General features: G+C 58.3%; 17 protein-coding genes. 7 read left to right on the top strand and 10 right to left on the bottom strand.

The window, feature by feature from the left end:
- The first annotated feature begins 139 nt into the window (after positions 1 to 139).
- Complete coding sequence (locus tag O6P39_RS17415) at positions 140 to 1,285, top strand: hypothetical protein (RefSeq protein WP_275607733.1); 1,146 nt, start codon at positions 140 to 142, stop codon at positions 1,283 to 1,285.
- Between the two features lie 478 nt (positions 1,286 to 1,763).
- Here O6P39_RS17415 and O6P39_RS17410 read toward each other — a convergent pair whose 3' ends face one another.
- From O6P39_RS17410 to O6P39_RS17400, 3 genes are read right to left on the bottom strand one after another with little or no spacing between them, the layout of a single operon-like run.
- The gene (locus tag O6P39_RS17410) at positions 1,764 to 2,486 is read right to left on the bottom strand and encodes a hypothetical protein (RefSeq protein ID WP_275607732.1); all 723 of its coding nucleotides are present in this window, start codon (positions 2,484 to 2,486) and stop codon (positions 1,764 to 1,766) included.
- Positions 2,487 to 2,524: 38 nt separating this feature from the next.
- Complete coding sequence (locus O6P39_RS17405; protein WP_275607731.1) at positions 2,525 to 3,097, bottom strand: hypothetical protein; 573 nt, start codon at positions 3,095 to 3,097, stop codon at positions 2,525 to 2,527.
- Positions 3,098 to 3,115: 18 nt separating this feature from the next.
- Entirely contained in the window at positions 3,116 to 3,760 is a 645-nt protein-coding gene (locus O6P39_RS17400; protein ID WP_275607730.1) for a hypothetical protein, read from the bottom strand.
- Between the two features lie 442 nt (positions 3,761 to 4,202).
- Between O6P39_RS17400 and O6P39_RS17395 the strand changes: the two genes are divergently transcribed.
- Positions 4,203 to 4,757: a tyrosine-type recombinase/integrase gene (locus O6P39_RS17395; protein WP_275607729.1), complete on the top strand. Its 555-nt coding sequence runs from the start codon at positions 4,203 to 4,205 to the stop codon at positions 4,755 to 4,757.
- Positions 4,758 to 4,777: 20 nt separating this feature from the next.
- Entirely contained in the window at positions 4,778 to 5,191 is a 414-nt protein-coding gene (locus O6P39_RS17390; RefSeq protein ID WP_275607728.1) for a hypothetical protein, read from the top strand.
- Between the two features lie 308 nt (positions 5,192 to 5,499).
- On the opposite strand, the gene O6P39_RS17385 is transcribed toward O6P39_RS17390, so the two are convergent.
- Together O6P39_RS17385 and O6P39_RS17380 are read right to left on the bottom strand one after the other, a co-directional pair.
- Positions 5,500 to 5,742 carry a hypothetical protein gene (locus tag O6P39_RS17385; protein ID WP_275607727.1) on the bottom strand — a complete coding sequence of 81 codons (243 nt, stop codon included), beginning with the start codon at positions 5,740 to 5,742 and terminating at the stop codon, positions 5,500 to 5,502.
- A gap of 18 nt (positions 5,743 to 5,760) precedes the next feature.
- Complete coding sequence (locus O6P39_RS17380; protein ID WP_275607726.1) at positions 5,761 to 7,239, bottom strand: tyrosine-type recombinase/integrase; 1,479 nt, start codon at positions 7,237 to 7,239, stop codon at positions 5,761 to 5,763.
- A 104-nt stretch (positions 7,240 to 7,343) separates the two neighbouring features.
- Here O6P39_RS17380 and O6P39_RS17375 point away from each other — a divergent pair, with 104 nt between their 5' ends.
- Complete coding sequence (locus O6P39_RS17375) at positions 7,344 to 8,048, top strand: type 1 glutamine amidotransferase (protein ID WP_275607725.1); 705 nt, start codon at positions 7,344 to 7,346, stop codon at positions 8,046 to 8,048.
- Between the two features lie 387 nt (positions 8,049 to 8,435).
- On the opposite strand, the gene O6P39_RS17370 is transcribed toward O6P39_RS17375, so the two are convergent.
- The 5 genes from O6P39_RS17370 to ydcS all read right to left on the bottom strand — a co-directional run bounded on the left by O6P39_RS17370 (position 8,436) and on the right by ydcS (position 13,943).
- Positions 8,436 to 9,860, bottom strand: a complete 1,425-nt coding sequence (locus tag O6P39_RS17370) for a gamma-aminobutyraldehyde dehydrogenase (RefSeq protein ID WP_275607724.1) — start codon at positions 9,858 to 9,860, stop codon at positions 8,436 to 8,438.
- Positions 9,861 to 9,898: 38 nt separating this feature from the next.
- A complete protein-coding gene (locus O6P39_RS17365) occupies positions 9,899 to 10,708 on the bottom strand; it encodes an ABC transporter permease (protein ID WP_275607723.1) in 810 nt (269 codons plus the stop codon).
- Positions 10,698 to 11,609: an ABC transporter permease gene (locus tag O6P39_RS17360; RefSeq protein ID WP_275607722.1), complete on the bottom strand. Its 912-nt coding sequence runs from the start codon at positions 11,607 to 11,609 to the stop codon at positions 10,698 to 10,700. Before O6P39_RS17360 ends, O6P39_RS17365 begins: the two co-directional genes overlap by 11 nt.
- A complete protein-coding gene (locus tag O6P39_RS17355; RefSeq protein ID WP_275607721.1) occupies positions 11,606 to 12,625 on the bottom strand; it encodes an ABC transporter ATP-binding protein in 1,020 nt (339 codons plus the stop codon). The genes O6P39_RS17360 and O6P39_RS17355 overlap by 4 nt, the downstream gene beginning before the upstream one ends.
- Positions 12,626 to 12,770: 145 nt before the next feature.
- Positions 12,771 to 13,943, bottom strand: coding sequence for a putative ABC transporter substrate-binding protein YdcS (ydcS, locus tag O6P39_RS17350; protein WP_275607720.1), 1,173 nt, complete (start codon positions 13,941 to 13,943; stop codon positions 12,771 to 12,773).
- A 348-nt stretch (positions 13,944 to 14,291) separates the two neighbouring features.
- Between ydcS and O6P39_RS17345 the strand changes: the two genes are divergently transcribed.
- The 3 genes from O6P39_RS17345 (at position 14,292) to O6P39_RS17335 (ending at position 17,728) form a co-directional block, all read left to right on the top strand.
- Entirely contained in the window at positions 14,292 to 15,701 is a 1,410-nt protein-coding gene (locus O6P39_RS17345; protein WP_275607719.1) for a circularly permuted type 2 ATP-grasp protein, read from the top strand.
- 270 nt (positions 15,702 to 15,971) lie between these two features.
- Positions 15,972 to 16,922 (top strand): alpha-E domain-containing protein, encoded by a 951-nt coding sequence (locus O6P39_RS17340; RefSeq protein WP_275607718.1) that lies wholly within the window; start codon positions 15,972 to 15,974, stop codon positions 16,920 to 16,922.
- Positions 16,919 to 17,728 carry a transglutaminase family protein gene (locus O6P39_RS17335; RefSeq protein ID WP_275607717.1) on the top strand — a complete coding sequence of 270 codons (810 nt, stop codon included), beginning with the start codon at positions 16,919 to 16,921 and terminating at the stop codon, positions 17,726 to 17,728. Before O6P39_RS17340 ends, O6P39_RS17335 begins: the two co-directional genes overlap by 4 nt.
- Positions 17,729 to 17,764 lie beyond the last annotated feature (36 nt).

The raw sequence follows: 17,764 nt of genomic DNA, 5'->3' as shown, positions 1-17,764 counted from the left end.
AACTTTTAAACAACTACCAAAGGAAAAACAGAAATGAAGTTTTGCAACTGTAAATATTGCAACTCGCCATTCATGGCAACAAAGAATCGCCCGTTCTGTTCGGGCAAATGCAGAAGTGCTTATCAGGAGGATGGCAACCGTGTCGGGCCTGAAACCAAGCAAGCAACCTAAAACAATCAAAGCCGGCTATTGCCAATTCTGTCGTAAAGATATGAGGGCAATGAAGCGTGGCCTATCACGCAAGTATTGCAGTGAAGACTGTTCCACTCGTGCCCGTAGTGCTCCAACTAAAACCGTTTCCACGCTAAAACGTAAGCCTGATGCTTATAGTGGAGCTTTCTTTAGTTGGCTCATTTTAGAGCTAATCAGAGCAGGAACAGATCAGATTCTTAATGGTGTTGGAGAGAAAGAACTCTCTGAACTTTATGACATCTTCCGATTCTGTAACGCTGCTAACGGTTACAATCCCGATAGTCGTCAATTTGAAAAGTGCCACATTGCTAGTGTGAATGGTGGTGATGTTCTTGGGCTTCTGCATCCAAAGAATATTGTGGTTGCATCTGCTGACCTTAATCGTAAACACGGTGTAAACCACTTCAACAGCGCTGGTGTATTTATTCCTCGCTCCGACGTAGTGAAGAACATTCCACCGAACATCACTCGTGCTCAAGCAATTAAACGCATCTTGAACAAGATTGGTGAAGAGGTTGTTCTTCGTGTGATTAAACAGAAGAAGATTCAACCAAGTCAGCGAGAGAAGTATATTGCTTTCATCCTGAACCGTTCTGATGACCACACAGAAACTCAGTTGATTGAAATGGGCAATAAAGAATTGGCTGAGATTGACGCTGATGTTCGTGAACGACAAGTTAGCAATTACAGATACAGAACTTCTGGCTATAGTGAAGAGTACGTTGCTGTCCACGAAGCAATTAGGTTTGGCTTTGTGGGGTTTTTGGAGTTCTCTAACAAACTTGATTGGCTTGATGGTCATGTGATGCAAACCATGTGGTCATATAACAATCATGACCTTTCTGAAGAACTGGAATACTTCCGTGATAGTTTCTCTAAGCTTGCCTTCGATGCATTCCACGGCAGTGATAATTGGCAAACTCCCCTTGCTGCATTGTCTGTTGAGTTGGACGCCTTGCAACGTAAGGTTATGGAAGAAGAGGCACAATCGAGAGTGGTTGAAAGTTTCATTCCGCTCCCTGTTGTTGGTGCTAATACTATTCCACTACCAGTAAAGACATTCGCATTCGATCCTGAAGAATGTCCTTTCTGATGTATATCGCTGCTACAGCTATGCTGGAGTAAATAGTCTACAAGCCAGTAATATAGAGGCTTCCAGCGTTTTACACTGCTTGTACAATCATCAACCCGCTAGCGGGCGTATCAATAAGTTAGTGATTCGGGGTCGTTACTCACGATTCCCCGTTTCCACTAACAACACATATTGCCAACAGTGTTGGTATTCATCTGCCGTCTGATGACGGTGTTACTATTTGCAACAATCGGGCGTTAGTAAGGCAATCGCCTACGCCCGACCAATAGAGGATTTAATTTATGGAGCATATATTAGAGGCCCAAGATATGAATGAGGCCGCAAGGCAATACATTCATGAACGTTATGGGGAATCAGTCCTATGGTCGATGCCTTGGATTGTCGCAGAGCTACTATCAAGGTTAGTTCATGGCTTTACACAGGAGATGTGTGAAGAGTGGTTGTTAGTGCGATACAGCCTTATTCCTCTGGCAGCAGGCTAATCCCTGGAAAACCCTTGCAAATAGAGTCTCGGGCCTATATACGCCGGAGAGATGTCATCAATATTTATTTCAACCTCATCAATCTCATCATCTCGATTCCAAGTCATGAATGCAAAGACCACATACACCGAGTGAGGCTCTAAACCTAAAATAGAATGTCTTCCTAGACCTACCTGCCCATATATGCTCGGCTGATTTAGCACAGGATTGGCCGAAGGGTTTATTAGCTCTCTGAAACTATTCTTCCAAAGCTCCTTATGACTCTCGTATAGTTCTTTATACACATCAGTAACAAGAAGCTCAGCCGTAGCCGCTCCAGCCTCTAGCCACCGTGCCGACGTAAGCCACTCCAGCCTTACGAAGTGATTTTGATCTGGCCCTACTACAGTTTTTATGGAGTTGAACCCCCTTTCCAGACATTCAACAGCATGTCGAAACCTTACTTCGTCTTCTGCTATTTCTCTATCTTGCTGACTGGACTGAATCTGAGCCTTAAGTGATTTAACTGCCCAAAGAACACTTCCAAATGTCAATATTGGAGTCAAGATTCCGCTAAAGTATGTTGCAAACACGCCCCAAGCATTCGGATCACGACTAATTTCAGTAGAGTGGAAATAATAGAGCCAGACAACGACGCACCCAGTGCTTATGAGAAAGGCAACACTAGCTGCCACCATCGTTGACTTATCTCTAATTTTGCCGGAGTGGTGAGCTTTCATTTATCGCCTCGTATCCTAGAGAGCTTTAAGGCTGGCTTTTAAAGAAACAGCTTTTGGAGCGCCCACAGGATTAAGTAGACAATTGTAAAGCCACCAAATGTCATTAGCGCTAAAATCGCCCAATTGGTCCATTGCCCATATCTTTGAATGTGTTGAATAAGTATCTCCTTCGCAGCGACCTGCTCGCATCGAATGGAAAGAACACCGGGGAGCGGGACATTTACAGCTAGCAATTCAAACCCTACTAGGTCTTTTGGCGCCAGACTTTCATAAATAATAGAGTGCCTGCCATCAGGAGAATCGTGAATGCTGTATTTTCTTGATGGCCAAGTATTCAAGAACATTGGCTTCCAATTGAATACCACTTCTAAGTTTTTCGCAGCTTGGCTTCCTATGTTTTTAACTACAATGGTCTTAGCATGAGCCATTTGAGTTTGCTGCACCACTTCTCCATGCTCATCTAGTAATGGCTGGGGAATCAGATACGTATATTCATGCATCGTGTAGTATTGAAGCTTAGTGCTTGGCGTAAGCCAGCGCGATATGAACGGCGCCGCAAGAGTCAATATTGCCGCGATTATTTCTTTCCCATACGCTTGCAAGAACTCCATAAGGGACATTCTCCTTAATCAGCTCTTTTCCATCTCTTTCATGTACTTCTCCGTTAAGGCCTCAGTCTTAATCCAAGCACATGTCAGATTTATAAGCATCTTCAAATCATTGATATCTTTGTCTTCCCACTTCCTGACGTAGTGGGTTTCATCATTGCCAAGCCATACGGCCCTAACAGCACAGGCTTTGATGTTGCCATTATCAACATAATTATTGATAACCTGTGAGAGTGTGGCGTTTTTGATTTCCTCTTCTCTATCTGGTTGTTTGTGGCAGCAATAATCTTTGATGAGAAACTCAAGTGCCTTTCTGTAGCCTACACCGCAAATTTGATCGAGACCTGTCGAGTCCGCTATGCCTGCTTGCTGGTATATCTGAACAAACCCGTTTGAGATTTCAGCAACCTCTTCATCTACGTGTGGGCGAACTGGAAGCTGCGGGAATACCTGAGTCAAGCAGTAATAATTAGTGTTTTGGTAATATTCGCCAATGAATCCCTTCAGGCAATCAGCCGCAACGCATTGGAAAAATACATTGGCAGTTTTACCAAGCCCGTTCTTCAATAGAACATATGACTTAAATTCAGGATGTATTGCGTGCTGACACCAAGGGCATGTCGTTGGCACTCGATCTACTTGAAAAGATGTCGCTAAGAGAATCATTTAGTCACTCCCTAACAGGTGATTAACAGACCGAGAAGCGCTGACTTAGCTCATGTTTGGTGCTGGCCGTTTGCTGCATTGTTTAGGGCAAGGCCAGTGTTTGCAAGGGGAGCGCTTGGTTATTATTTGATCAATTCGATCCTTAGTCTGTTATTGATCAAAAAGTGATCAATTCTTCAAATAAGCATGTGCCATCCTGCCTTTTTGCAAGCCATTCTCATTTTCCCCAGCCCTACCTCAACCCCGGCTTCTGAAGTTGGAAGTTGGGTTTCCCCATCCCCGCCAACAGGAGGGTTCGTGCCCTTAGCTTCTAATTAACAGAATTAAATTGTGTAAATTAGGAATCTATAGAGCTGATTGACTCTACGTCCATTTACGATATCATCCGACCTACACAGATTTTGTGTTAATTAGGAATGTCAGGAAATTCAGGGGGTGTAGGGTGAACATCGTTGAAGCTGTAAAAACCAAGGGTGAAGTGGAGACGATTGCCCATAAGCTCACCTTGAATGCTAAGGGCAACACCTTGTATGCCGATCTGTGGATGTTCGGTTTGCAGGTGGCTTTGAGGATCAGCGACCTTCTTGACGTGACATATGAACAAGCGCTGTCTGGTCGCCTCATCGTGAAGGAGAGCAAGACGGGCAAGACACGGAATATTGACCTGAACGAGAAGGCTGTAGCCATCGTGCAGAAGCGTCGGGAGGCTCACCCCGACCATACCTATCTGTTCGAAGTGGATAGCAACAGGGCGAAGGGCAAGCCTGTTTCCCGTGTGGCCGTAGCGTGTGCATTCAAGGCTGTAGGGGATGAATTGGGTATCCAGCTTGGTACGCACTCGATGCGTAAGACTCGTGGATGGTTGATGCACGCTGCTGGTGTATCAATCGAGAAGATTGCCAAGGTGTTGAATCACAGCAGCCCGGCTGTAACGATGGCCTACATCGGCCTGACGCAAGCCGAGATTGACGCCACCTATCATGAGTTCATCATCTGACAGAGCAGGGAGAGGATGGAATGGAGCTTGATTGGTTTTCAACCACAGTGGGCTTTGTCGTTGGTGGCTTCACTGGTGCTGTCGGCACCTATCTAGGTGACAAGTACACTGACATCCGCAGGGACAAGCAGGCCAAGAAAGCTCAGGCTCAGCAGTGGGCCGACATAGAACGCCGCTACCCCGCTTTGATCGCTGAGATGCGAGCTGATTTAGCCACCAATGAGCATGTACGAGTGTTCTTCGTTGTGAAAGACGGTTTGATAATTGCGGCTACAACCGAACCTAGCTTTGAGTACTGCCCCGTAAAGCACCCCAATCTGATTGCAGCCACTCACCATTTACAGGAGCTAGGCTTCATCACTGACGTAACCACGGCCAACACTCCCCGCTATCGGATGACTGAAGCATTTGTTGATTTGCTATTGAGAGGATAAGGCGTCTACAGTGCGATTGCAGCGATGATTGCTTGAGGGTATGGAAAGGTATTGCCTAATAGTGTTTCGTTTCACTATCGAGCTTGCAGAAGCCTTCTAGGCCCCATCTAGTATTGAATCCCTCGCTAGATATTTCCATAAATATTCACTTTTGGGGATGCCCCCGTCGTTCCCTGTTAAATGCATTCGATAGGGAGCCAATATTTTCAGGTTTGAGAATCCATTCTCACTGAATGTTGCACTTTGTTTCCGGAAAAAGTTGGGAGTTGTAGAATTTATCCCTATGGCTGTTACTCACGGCGATTCTATCACCACAGTTCATATATCCTTCTAAGCTCTCCATTAATCGTCCATCGCACCCTTTCGTCACTTTCCTCAATCAGCGTACACCAACCGAGCTTTTCAAACTCTTTGAGCTTCTCCAGTTCAATAACGCTAGGTTTGCAAACTCCTTTCCCTTCTTCTAATCGCTTCTTGATCACTTCGACATCCAATCCATTCGCAAGGATGTCGAATAGATACTTTAGCTGCACCTTGTCATATTTGCTCATTTGTATCGCTCCTTGTTTCTATTGGAAGCTCAGCTTCACCACTGCGGCCATCTTCTGCTTCATACTTGCGCCTTGGGTGTACACATCAAACGTTACGGTGCCTGTCTCATGCCCAACTATAGATGCAATCACTGGCCCTGCCACATCCTTGTGTAAAAGTTCGGTAATGAAAGTTTTGCGGAAGCTATGGAATGTGTGTTGTGGCCCGAATCCCTCTTTCTTCTTCAATGTGGAGAACTGGTTCACGAAGCCTTGTGATTTGCGTCCATATGTTCCTCCTTTGGGGGATTTAATCAGATACCCATCCTCTGATGCTTGCTTGAGCTGGTCCACCAGTACAGCGATGTGGGGGTGTATCGGAACGCTGCGGATTCCTGCTGCTGTCTTGCTGTCGGTGATGTTGAATGCGGCGAGTCCATCCACCTTTGCCACATCTTCAATCTTCAGTTTGCACAGTTCTTCAATGCGTGCTCCGGTGTAAGCCGCAATGGTGATGACGTTGGCGAGGGTAGGTGAGGCGGCGTTTCGAAGTTGTTTCACATCGTCGATGGTGAAGGCGATACGTTCGGCTCTTTTGTTCAGCTTACTTTCTTTGGGGATGTCGTGATCCTTGAACGGGCTGGGCTGTCCTTGGTACTGATTACGCCAACTATCGTCGTGCTTTATCGCCCATTTCCAGAATTCACTCCCGGCCCACAGGTATTGCCCTTTGGTGCGACTGCTCACCTTGAGCGAGTCTAGCCATGCCTCCACGCTGGTGAAGGTCAGCGGTAGCGCTTGATCCTTGAGAAAAGCGGACAGGTTTTTCAGCTTGGCCTGAAGGTTGTCGAGGGTGCGGAGCGGACTTCCCTGATTCTCCTTGAAGGTGCGGAACGCCTTCAGCTTGGCCGCTGTGATTGGGCTCGCCGGTCGATACGATTTGTGGTCAGCGATGATTTCCGATGCTTCTTGCGTGTGTATTGGGTTGAGTTTGGCAATGGCGGCAATGCTTTCCAGTCCCAGCGCCTTCAGTGTCTCGTCTGCTGCATTGGCGTAGGCCATCTTGGCCTCAAGCGTGGACGTGTCAGTTGGCTCAAGGGCTTTGAGTGCCGATAGCTTTCTTGCAATGTCTGCTGAAAAGCCTGTGGCCTTTCCATCGCTAAGATGCCGCCCCACCAGTTCCCGAACAGTGTTGAAGTCGGCTAGAACGTCTGCTGCTTCGTTTGTACGCCCCATGCTTTGCAGCAGGCGTTCATCAGTGGCACCGGCAATGAACCTGCTAGCAGTGTGGCTTGCATCCTTCCAGTGGCCTTCAGCGATGTTGCCTCTAGCTTTGGCAATCAGTGCTTTCCATTCGGCTAGCACAGGCAATCGACGCTCCATAGCCACACTGCGAAGGCCAGTCTTCAAGGATTGGGTCAGAATCTTCTTTCCAATGGCTCGCTGTACGTCAGCGGGTACAGCGAGACGCACATACCACGTCGATTCGTTACGCTTCTGGACTAGGTTGTCTGCCAAGGCTCTGTTCCTGCTGGTGGTACACCGAATTGTACTACTCGATTGTACTACTATGAGGCTTGCTGGCCCAGTGGCTACGCTGCTTATAGGTTTGTAGGTGTTTTATGACCGATATTCTGATTCTGACCCACGTCGATTTCTGCCCGCCGGGCCACCTGGCCACGGTGCTGGACCGTTGCGGCCTGTCGTTCGAGGTGCGCCGCGCCGACCTCGACGAGCTGCAGGGCTATGACCTGGAGCGGCCGAAGGCGGTCGCCATCATGGGCGGGCCGATGAGCGTCAATGACGATACGCCGTGGCTGCGCGCGGAGATCGCGGCGATCCGCCGGTTCATCGAGCGCGACGTGCCGATGATCGGCCACTGCCTGGGCGGCCAGTTGCTGGCCAAGGCGCTGGGCGCGGACATCCGCCGCCTGCCCTATACCGAAATGGGTTGGCAGCCGATGCGTCGGCTGGAGTCGCAGAGCCCGTGGCTGGCGCACCTGCCGGACGAATTCCCGATCTACCAGTGGCATGGCGACACCTTCGACCTGCCCGAGGGCGCGACGCACCTGCTCTCCAGTCCCTGGTGCGAGAACCAGGCGTTCAGCTTCGGCGAGCGCATCCTTGGCCTGCAGGGGCACCCGGAGATGACCGAGGAGCTGGTGAGCGGTTGGATCAAGGGTTGGCCGGAATATCTTGACCCCAGCCAGCCGAGCCAGGAAAGCGCGGAGGTAATGCTGGCCGAACTGCCGCAGAAGGTCGCGGCGATGAACCGCGTGGCGGAAGGGTTCTACAGCCATTGGTTGAAGCTGGCCGGGTTGGTTTGATCGTCGCTGCGTCGTTGCGTTGCGGACGGAGTCCGCTCCTACGAGATCAAGAGCCCCTCACCCTAACCCTCTCCCGCAAGCGGGAGAGGGGACCGTTCGGTGCAGGATGAAACCTTGGCATCAGCCGACACGGTCTGCCCCCTCTCCCTGAGGGAGAGGGCTGGGGTGAGGGGAGGCACCGGCACAGACTGTCCAGAAACGTAGGGCGTATAACGTTCGACGTTATACGCCGTTTGACCTTGGCTTCCGGTCGCACGGACTTCAATCGGAACACCTGTCACCCAGCGCTTCGAGCTCGACCATGAGCCAGCCGACGTTCATGGTGTATCGGCGTACAACCGCGAACGGTTGTACGCCCTACGAATGCGCAGGCAGTTCCCCAGTGCTTCAATGCTTGATCATGATGTGCCGCGCCACCGTGTAGTCCTCCAGGCCGTACATCGACAGGTCCTTGCCGTAGCCCGACTGCTTGAAGCCGCCGTGGGGCATCTCGCTGCACAACATGAAGTGGGTATTCACCCAGGTGCAGCCATACTGCAGGCGCGCGGCCACCCGTGAGGCGCGGCCGACGTCGCGGGTCCAGACCGAGGAGGCGAGGCCGTAGTCGGAGTCGTTGGCCCAGCGGATCGCCTCGTCCGCATCGCTGAAGGGCGTCACCGAGACCACCGGACCGAATACCTCGCGGCGGACGATCTCGTCGTCCTGCTCGGCATTGGCCACCACCGTTGGCTCATAGAAGAAACCCTTGCCGCTGACGATATTGCCGCCGGTAGCGATGCGGATGTGCGGGCTCGCCTTGGCCCGTTCGACGAAGCCGGAGACGCGCTCGCGCTGCGCCGCGGTGATGAGCGGGCCGAGCTCGGTGTTCGGATCGTTCTGCAGGCCGGTCTTAAGGCTACCGACTGCGCTGGCCAGGTCGGCGACGAAGTTGTCGTAGATCTTCTTGCCGGCGTAGATGCGGCAGGCGGCGGTGCAGTCCTGGCCTGCGTTGTAGAAGCCGAAGGTGCGGATGCCGGCCACCACGTCCGCCAGGTCCGCGTCGTCGAAGACGATCACCGGGGCCTTGCCGCCCAGTTCCATGTGCAGGCGCTTTACGCTGTCGGCGGCGCTCCGGATGATTGCCTTGCCGGTGCCCACGGAGCCGGTGAGGGAAACCATGCGCACCAGGTCGTGGCTCACCAGCGGAGAGCCCACGGTCGGGCCGCGGCCGAAGACCAGGTTCACCACCCCGGCGGGGAACAGTTCGGCAATGAATTCGGCCACCCGCAGGGCGGTCAGCGGGGTCTGCTCCGAGGGCTTGAGTACCACGCAGTTGCCAGCGGCCAGGGCCGGGCCGAGTTTCCACGCGGCCATCATCAGCGGGTAGTTCCAGGGGGCAATGGAGGCGATCACGCCCACCGGGTCGCGGCGGATCATCGAGGTGAAGCCGGGCAGGTATTCGCCGGCGGCGGAGCCGGGCATCACGCGGCAGGCGCCGGCGAAGAAGCGGAACACGTCGGCGATGGCCGGGATCTCGTCGTTCAGCGCGGCGGCGTAGGGCTTGCCGCAGTTGTCGGATTCCAGGCGGGCCAGTTCCTCGGCGTGTTCCTCGATGCGGTCGGCCAGGCGCAGCAGGAGCATGGCGCGGTCTTTCGGCGCGCTCTGCGACCAGCTGTCGAAGGCCTTGTCGGCGGCGCGCACGGCGGTGTCCACCTGGGCTTCGCTGGCTTCGGCGATCTGGCCGAGCACCTCGCCGGTGGCGGGGTTGAGGATGTCCAGCTTCTCGCCTTCGCCGGCGACGAACTGGCCGTTGATCAGGAGTTTGGTTTGCATCGCGTCCTCCGTGCAGGTGCGGTTGATGGATTCGCGGGTTACTTGCCGCTCCCCGCCACGTCGCTGGTGCCCCGGGTCAGGTAGTAGGCACCGAGGATCGGCAGCATGGTGGCGAGCATCACCAGCATGGCGACGACGTTGGTGATCGGCACGTCGCGCGGGCGGGTCAGCTGGTTGAGCAGCCACAGTGGCAGGGTGCGCTCGTGGCCGGCGGTGAAGGTGGTGACGATGATCTCGTCGAAGGACAGGGCGAAGGCCAGCATGCCGCCGGCCAGTAGCGCCGTGGCGATGTTCGGCAGGATGATGTAGCGGAAGGTCTGCCAGCCGTCGGCGCCCAGGTCCATGCTCGCCTCGATCAGGCTGAAGGAGGTGCGGCGGAAGCGGGCGATCACGTTGTTGTAGACGATCACCACGCAGAAGGTGGCATGGCCGATGACGATGGTGAGGAAGCCGGGGTCGATGCCGAGGGTCTTGAACGCCGAGAGCAGGGCGATACCGGTGATGATGCCGGGCAGGGCGATCGGCAGGATCAGCATCAGCGAGATGCTCTCCTTGCCGAAGAAGTCGCGGCGGTACAGCGCGCCGGCGGCCAGGGTGCCGAGGACCATGGCGATCAGCGTGGCCACGCAGGCGATCTTCACCGACAGCCAGATGGCGTCGAGCACGTCGCCGCGGGCGAAGGCGATGCTGAACCACTTCAGGGTGAAGCCCTGCAGCGGGAAACTGTAGGCCGACTCCTCGGTGTTGAAGGCGTAGAGCAGGATCACCAGGATCGGGAAATGCAGGAACACCAGCCCGCCCCAGGCGGCCAGGCGCAGGAACCAGGAGGGCCGATCGTCAGAGCGCATCGAAGGCCCCCAGCCGCTTGGCGATGGACAGGTAGACGGCGATCAGCACGATGGGCACCAGGGTGAAGGCGGCCGCCAGGGGCATGTTGCCGATCGCGCCCTGTTGCACGTAGACCATGGTGCCGATGAACAACCCGCTGGGGCCCACCAGCTGCGGGATGATGAAGTCGCCCAGGGTCAGGCTGAAGGTGAAGATCGAGCCGGCCACCACGCCGGGGAAGGCCAGCGGCAGGACCACCTGGAAGAAAGTCTGCCGCGGGTGCGCACCGAGGTCCGCCGAGGCCTGCAGCAGCGACGGCGGCAGGCGCTCCAGCGACGCCTGGATCGGCAGGATCATGAACGGCAGCCAGATGTAGGTGAACACCCAGAAACGCCCGATGTGCGAGGTGGACAGGGTGTTGCCGCCCACGCCGGGCACATCCAGCAGCAGGCCCAGCGCGCCAAGCAGGTGCAGGCGCTCGATCACCCAGTAGAGGATGCCACCCTTGGCCAGGATCACCGTCCAGGCGTAGGCCTTGACGATGTAGCTGGCCCACATCGGCAGCATCACCGCGATGTAGAAGAAGGCTTTTTCCTTGGGCCCGGCGAACCGCGCCATGTAGTAGGCGATGGGGAAGGCGAGGATGGCGCTGGCGATGGAGACGCTGATGGCCATGCCCAGGGTGCGCAGCACGATGTCGTAGTTGGCGGGGTTGATCAGCGCCTTGTAGTTGGCGAAGGTCAGCTCCGGCGTCACCGCCATGGTGAAGTCGTCGAAGGTGTAGAAGCTCTGCCAGAGCAGGGCGAACAGCGAGCCGATGTAGATCACCCCGAACCACAGCAGCGGCGGTATCAGCAGCATCAGCAGATACAGCGTGCTGCGCCGGTAGAGGAAGCTGGAGACGCCGCGCATCGGGCTCATGGCGCCGGTTCCTCCAGTAGCGGCACCAGTGCGCTGCGCGCCCAGCAGGCGGTGACCGGCTCGCCCGGTTGCGGCCGGCGTTCCTCGCGCTCGCCGTTGGGCAGCGCGGCGACCAGGCGGCCGCCGTTGTCCAGCTCGATCTCGTAGCGGCTGCTGGCGCCCATGTACTGCACGTCGAACAGGGTGCCGCTGACTTCCAGTTCGCCGTCGCCGGCGCGGCCGAAGCGTACGTGTTCGGGGCGCAGCGAGTGCGGCCGGGTTTCGCCGAGCAGGCGCTGGGCCAGGTCCCCGCGCAGCACGTTGGCGGTGCCGACGAATTCGGCGACGAAGCGCGTGGCCGGTTTCATGTAGAGGTTGCGCGGGGTGTCGACCTGCTCGATGCGGCCCTTGTTGAACACCGCCACGCGGTCGGACATGGACAGCGCCTCGCCCTGGTCGTGGGTGACGAAGATGAAGGTGATGCCCAGCTGGCGCTGCAGTTTCTTCAGCTCCACCTGCATTTGCTCGCGCAGCTTGAGGTCCAGCGCGCCGAGGGGTTCGTCCAGCAGCAGCACACGGGGGCGATTGACCAGGGCGCGGGCTAACGCGACGCGCTGGCGCTGGCCGCCGGAGAGCTGCGCCGGCTTGCGACTGCCGTAGCCACCCAGGGCGACCATGCCCAGGGCCTCTTCGGCACGCTTCAGGCGTTCGGCCTTGCCGACGCCTTTGACCTTGAGCCCGTAGGCCACGTTGTCCAGCACGTTCATGTGCGGGAACAGCGCATAGTCCTGGAACACCGTGTTGACATCGCGCTCATAGGGCGGCAGCCCGGCGGCTTCCTGGCCGTGGATGCGGATGGAGCCTGAGGTTGGCTGCTCGAAGCCGGCGATCAGGCGCAGGCAGGTGGTCTTGCCGGAGCCCGACGGGCCGAGCATGGAGAAGAACTCGCCGTCACGGATCTCGATGGACACCCGGTCGACGGCGCGCACGTCGCCGTAGTGACGGCTCACCTCGGTGAACTGGACGGCTGTGGTCATGCTGCTGGCTACCTGAGTGGCGGGGCTGCATCAGAAAAGGTAGCGCATGGGGGCGAGGGTGCTTGGCGGCGTGCGGGAAAGGTGAGGGCTCTTCGTAGGAGCGAGCAAGCTCGCTCCTACAGGTCGGTAACTGCGCGAGCGGGCGTCACCTCCCGCCCATGATCGCAATGTAGTCCTGCGTCCAGCGACTGTACGGCACGCACTGCCCCTGGGCGCACTTGGCCTGCGGGGTCTTCCAGAAGGCGATGCGGTCGAACTGGTCGTAGCCATTGGTGGCGCAGCCCTGCGGGCCGAGCAACTGGCTGCCGGTGCAGCCGGCGGGGGAGGCGGGTACCGAGCCGAACCAGGCGGCCACGTCGCCCTGCACCTTGGGCTCCAGCGACCAGTTCAGCCACTTGTAGGCGCAGGTCGGGTGCTTGGCGTCGACGTGCATCATGGTGGTGTCGGCCCAGCCGGTCACCCCTTCGACCGGGATGGTCGATTCGATCGGCTGCTTCTCGCCCACCAGTGCGTTGACCTGGTACGGCCAGGAGCCGGAGGCGGCCACGCCCTCGTTCTTGAAGTCGCTCATCTGCACCGTCGCGTCATGCCAGTAGCGGTGGATCAGCTTCTGCTGGTCGCGCAGCAGCTTGAGGGTGGCGGCGTACTGTTCCTCGTTGAGTTCGTAGGGGTCCTGGATGCCGAGGGCAGGGTTGGTGGTCTTCAGGTACAGGGCGGCGTCGGCGATGTAGATCGGTCCGTCGTAGGCCTGCACGCGGCCCTTGTTGCTCTTGCCGTCGGGCAGCTTCTGCTCGCTGAACACCACGCTCCAGCTCAGCGGCGCCTTGGGGAATACCTTGGTGTTGTACATCAGCACGTTCGGGCCCCACTGGTAGGGCGTGCCGTAGTGCGTGCCGTCCACCGTGTGCCACGGCGCGTTCTGCAGGCGCGGATCGACGTTTTTCCAGTTGGGGACCAGGGCGATGTTGATCGGCTGCACGCGCTTGCCATAAACCAGGCGCAGCGAGGCATCGCCCGAGGCGGTGACCAGATCGTAGCCGCCCTTGGCCATCAGGCTGACCATCTCGTCGGAAGTGGCGGCGGTCTTCACGTTGACCTTGCAGCCGGTGTCCTTCTCGAACTGGGTCACCCAGTCGTAGTTCTTGTCACTCTCGCCGCGTTCGATATAGCCGGGCCAGGCGATGATGTCGAGGGCGCCTTCGGGCTGGCCCAGTTGCTTGAGCGCCTCGGCGGCCTGGAGGGAGGCGCTGCTGAGCAGGCTGATGCCGGCGAAGGCCAGCGCCGCGAGTTTCCCTGAAGACAATTGCACTGATGACATGAATCGACTCCTGTTGTTCTTCGTTGTCGGAGCCTCTGCGGCCGAACCGCGCCGTAAGGTCGGCATCTGGTTGATAGCGATGTGCCCTATCGGGAGGGGGCTCTTGCAGCGTAGTTCCGGCCCCAGAGACTGACAAGAAAGCCCCCTGCGCCCTGCAAAGCCCCGCCCGTTGGCCTTTGCGGCCCCAAACGGGGCGTGCCGGGACGCACCGGCCGACAAAGCGCACCAAGGGGGTGCGAGGCGTTCGGTTGGTCTTTGCAAACCGTTGAATCAAAAGGAAATCGACCTCTGGCACGGGCCTTGCGATGGTCTTCCCAACCGAGGACAAGCGGCAGCAAGGAGTAGAAGATGGCTCGGGTGTTCTATGACGAAATGCATGACGCCGCTGGCGCCTGCCGACCGCACTACACGGAGTTCGCCCGCTGGCTGGCGGACATGCCCGGAGAACAGCTGCAACAGCGTCGTCGCGAGGCCGACCTGCTGTTCTATCGCGCCGGGATCACCTTCACCCTCTACGGCGACGACCAGGGCACCGAACGCCTGATTCCCTTCGACACCATCCCGCGCAGCATCCCCGCCAGCGAGTGGAAGACCATCGAGTCCGGCTGCATCCAGCGCGTGCAGGCGCTCAACCTGTTCCTCGCCGACCTTTACCACGACCAGCGCATCCTCAAGGAAGGCCTGATCCCGCCCGAGCAGGTCCTGGCCAACGACCAGTACCAACTGGCCATGCAGGGCCTGGACGTGCCCGGCAACGTCTACGCGCACATCGCCGGCATCGACCTGGTGCGCGATGGCAACGGCGCCTACTACGTCCTCGAAGACAACCTGCGTACCCCCAGCGGCGTCTCCTACATGCTGGAGAACCGCAAGATGATGATGCGCCTGTTCCCCGAACTGTTCGGCGCCCAGCGCATCGCGCCCATCGACCACTACCCGAACCTGTTGCTCGACACCCTGCGCCAGGCCAGCCAAGTGGAGCAGCCCTGTGTGGTGGTGCTGACGCCCGGCCGCTTCAACAGCGCCTATTTCGAACATGCCTTCCTCGCTCGCGAAATGGGCGTGGAGCTGGTGGAGGGCGCCGACCTGTTCGTCCGCGACGAGCGCGTCTACATGCGTACCACCGCCGGCCCGATGCCGGTGGATGTGATCTACCGCCGGGTGGACGACGACTTCCTCGACCCGCTGGCCTTCAACCCCGACTCCATGCTCGGCGTGCCCGGCCTGCTGGCCGCCTACCGCGCCGGCAACGTGGTGCTGGCCAACGCCATCGGCACCGGCGTGGCCGACGACAAGTCCATCTACCCCTACGTGCCGGAGATGATCCGTTTCTACCTGGACCAGGAACCCATCCTGCACAACGTGCCGACCTGGCAATGCCGCCGCCCGCAGGACCTGTCCCACGTGCTGGCGCACCTGCCCGAACTGGTGGTCAAGGAAGCCCAGGGTTCCGGCGGCTACGGCATGCTGGTCGGCCCGGCGTCGAGCACGGCCGAGATCGAAGCCTTCCGTGCGCGGCTGATGGCGCGTCCGGAGGCCTACATCGCACAGCCAACGCTGAGCCTGTCGACCTGTCCGACCTTCGTCGAGAACGGCATTGCGCCGCGCCACATCGATCTGCGGCCCTTCGTGCTGTCCGCGCCGGACAACGTGCGCCTGGTGCCCGGCGGCCTGACCCGCGTGGCGCTGCGCGAAGGCTCACTGGTGGTCAACTCGTCGCAGGGCGGCGGTACCAAGGACACCTGGGTGGTGGAGTAGGCGGTGCGTCCTCACAGTTAATGACGACCCCGCTGCGCCCCAAAAGACGCAAGGCGCAGATGAGAAGGAGGTTTCAGTGAATACCGATGAAACAGGAGTTTTGCCAGCTTGCGCCTTTTGGGGCACAGCCCTGCGGGTTGGCGCTGTGAGCCTGCCATGCGTCGTTGCGGAACTAGGTGAGGGGACGACCATCACCGGCGTCCCGCGTCTAGCCTGGCAGGCCCCCATCACCAACGTGGTTCGCCATTAACTGTAAGGACACACCGCATCATGCTGAGCCGTACCGCTTCCGACCTGTACTGGATGTCGCGCTACCTGGAGCGTGCCGAGAACCTCGCGCGCATGCTCGACGTGTCCTACTCGCTGTCGCTGATGCCCCAGGACGACCGTGGCAATGGCCTGGAGGAACTGGCCATGCCGCTGCAGATCACCGGCAACCTCGACGCCTACCTCGCCCGACACGGCGAGCTGCACGCCGAGCGCATGCTGAATTTCTTTGCCCTGGATGCGCAGAATCCGGCGAGCATCTACTCCTGCTTCGGCGCCGCACGCGCCGGCGCCCATGCGGTGCGCGGGCGCATCACCACCGACATGTGGGAGAACATCAACGCTACCTGGCTGGAGATGCGCGACATCGCCCAACAGGGTCTGCTGCGCTACGGCATCAGTCACTTCTGCGAATGGGTGAAGGACCGCTCCCACCTGTTCCGCGGTGCCACCCTCGGCACCAGCATGCGCAACGACGCCTTTCACTTCATCCGCCTGGGCACCTACATTGAGCGCGCCGACAACACCCTGCGCCTGCTCGATGCGCGCCAGCAGGTGCTGGGCGAGCGCGGCGCCGGCCCGGCCGAGGGTTCGGCGCGCGGCTACTACCAATGGACGGCGCTGCTGCGCGCGCTGTCGGCCTTCGAGGGTTACACCGAGCTTTACCGCGATGCGCTCAACGTACGGAACATCGCCGAACTCCTGCTGCTGCGCGAGGACGTGCCGCGTTCGCTGCTGGCCTGCGCCGAGGAGCTGCGCCAGATCCTCGCCAGCCTGCCCGGCGCCAACGGCCGCCCGGCCCAGCGCCTGGCCGCCGAGCTGGAGGCGCGGGTGCGCTATACCGGCATCGACGAGGTGCTGGGCAGCGGCCTGCATCCCTGGATCACTGATCACATTGGGCTGGTACGCCAGCTCGCCAACGCCATTCACAGCTCGTACCTGGAGGCCGCATGAAACTCTCCATCCGCCATGACACCACCTACCGCTACGAAGACCAGGTGCGCGCGAGCATCCAGTACCTGCGCCTGACCCCGCAGGAAAGTGAACGCCAGCACGTGCTCGACTGGCAGTTGCACCTGCCGCGCCCGGCACATCCGCAGCGCGATGCCTACGGCAACATCCTCCACGTACTGACCCTGGACGAGCCCCACGAAGCCATCGTCATCGCCGCCCATGGCCACGTGGAGATCGACGTGGAGAACGAACGTGAGCACGATCACCTGTCGCCGCTGCCCTTTCTGCGCAGCACCCGCCTGACCCTGGCCGACGGTGCGCTGCAGGAATTCGCCCGCGCCCAGTGCGCGGAACAGCGCGACCGCAAGGCAATGATCAAGCTGATGCAGGCGTTGCACGAGCGCATCGTCTACGTGCCCGGCTCGACCCAGGTCGACAGCACCGCCGCCGAAGCCTTCGCCGCGGGGCAGGGCGTCTGCCAGGACCATGCCCACGCCTTCCTCGCCTGCCTGCGTCACCTGGGCGTGCCGGCGCGCTATGTCTCCGGTTACCTCTACACCGACGCCGAGGAGCACCTGGCCAGCCACGCCTGGGCCGAAGCCTGGTTGGATGACGCCTGGTACAGCTTCGACGTGACCAACGTGCTGGATCGCCCGGAGCGCCACCTGAAACTGGCCGTCGGCCTGGACTACCTCGACGCCTGCCCGGTGCGCGGCATGCGTCGGGGCGGCGGCGGCGAGCAGATGCACGCCCGCGTCACCGTGGCGCCGGGGCACCTGCAACAGATGCAGCAGGCGCAGCAGTGAGGATGCGTGGCGCGCGGACCGGCACCGGCATAAGAT

It is taken from the genome of Pseudomonas sp. PSE14 (assembly GCF_029203285.1).
Taxonomy (GTDB): domain Bacteria; phylum Pseudomonadota; class Gammaproteobacteria; order Pseudomonadales; family Pseudomonadaceae; genus Pseudomonas.
This window is presented reverse-complemented; position numbering and strand designations above follow the sequence as displayed.

Coding starts and splice junctions, on each gene's coding strand:
- O6P39_RS17340 (WP_275607718.1), top strand. CDS start 15,972: ATGCTGAGCCGTACCGCTTCCGACCTGTACTGGATGTCGCGCTACCTG.
- O6P39_RS17375 (WP_275607725.1), top strand. CDS start 7,344: ATGACCGATATTCTGATTCTGACCCACGTCGATTTCTGCCCGCCGGGC.
- O6P39_RS17360 (WP_275607722.1), bottom strand. CDS start 11,609: ATGAGCCCGATGCGCGGCGTCTCCAGCTTCCTCTACCGGCGCAGCACG.
- O6P39_RS17370 (WP_275607724.1), bottom strand. CDS start 9,860: ATGCAAACCAAACTCCTGATCAACGGCCAGTTCGTCGCCGGCGAAGGC.
- O6P39_RS17400 (WP_275607730.1), bottom strand. CDS start 3,760: ATGATTCTCTTAGCGACATCTTTTCAAGTAGATCGAGTGCCAACGACA.
- O6P39_RS17410 (WP_275607732.1), bottom strand. CDS start 2,486: ATGAAAGCTCACCACTCCGGCAAAATTAGAGATAAGTCAACGATGGTG.
- O6P39_RS17385 (WP_275607727.1), bottom strand. CDS start 5,742: ATGAGCAAATATGACAAGGTGCAGCTAAAGTATCTATTCGACATCCTT.
- O6P39_RS17345 (WP_275607719.1), top strand. CDS start 14,292: ATGGCTCGGGTGTTCTATGACGAAATGCATGACGCCGCTGGCGCCTGC.
- ydcS (WP_275607720.1), bottom strand. CDS start 13,943: ATGTCATCAGTGCAATTGTCTTCAGGGAAACTCGCGGCGCTGGCCTTC.
- O6P39_RS17365 (WP_275607723.1), bottom strand. CDS start 10,708: ATGCGCTCTGACGATCGGCCCTCCTGGTTCCTGCGCCTGGCCGCCTGG.
- O6P39_RS17390 (WP_275607728.1), top strand. CDS start 4,778: ATGGAGCTTGATTGGTTTTCAACCACAGTGGGCTTTGTCGTTGGTGGC.
- O6P39_RS17405 (WP_275607731.1), bottom strand. CDS start 3,097: ATGGAGTTCTTGCAAGCGTATGGGAAAGAAATAATCGCGGCAATATTG.
- O6P39_RS17335 (WP_275607717.1), top strand. CDS start 16,919: ATGAAACTCTCCATCCGCCATGACACCACCTACCGCTACGAAGACCAG.
- O6P39_RS17355 (WP_275607721.1), bottom strand. CDS start 12,625: ATGACCACAGCCGTCCAGTTCACCGAGGTGAGCCGTCACTACGGCGAC.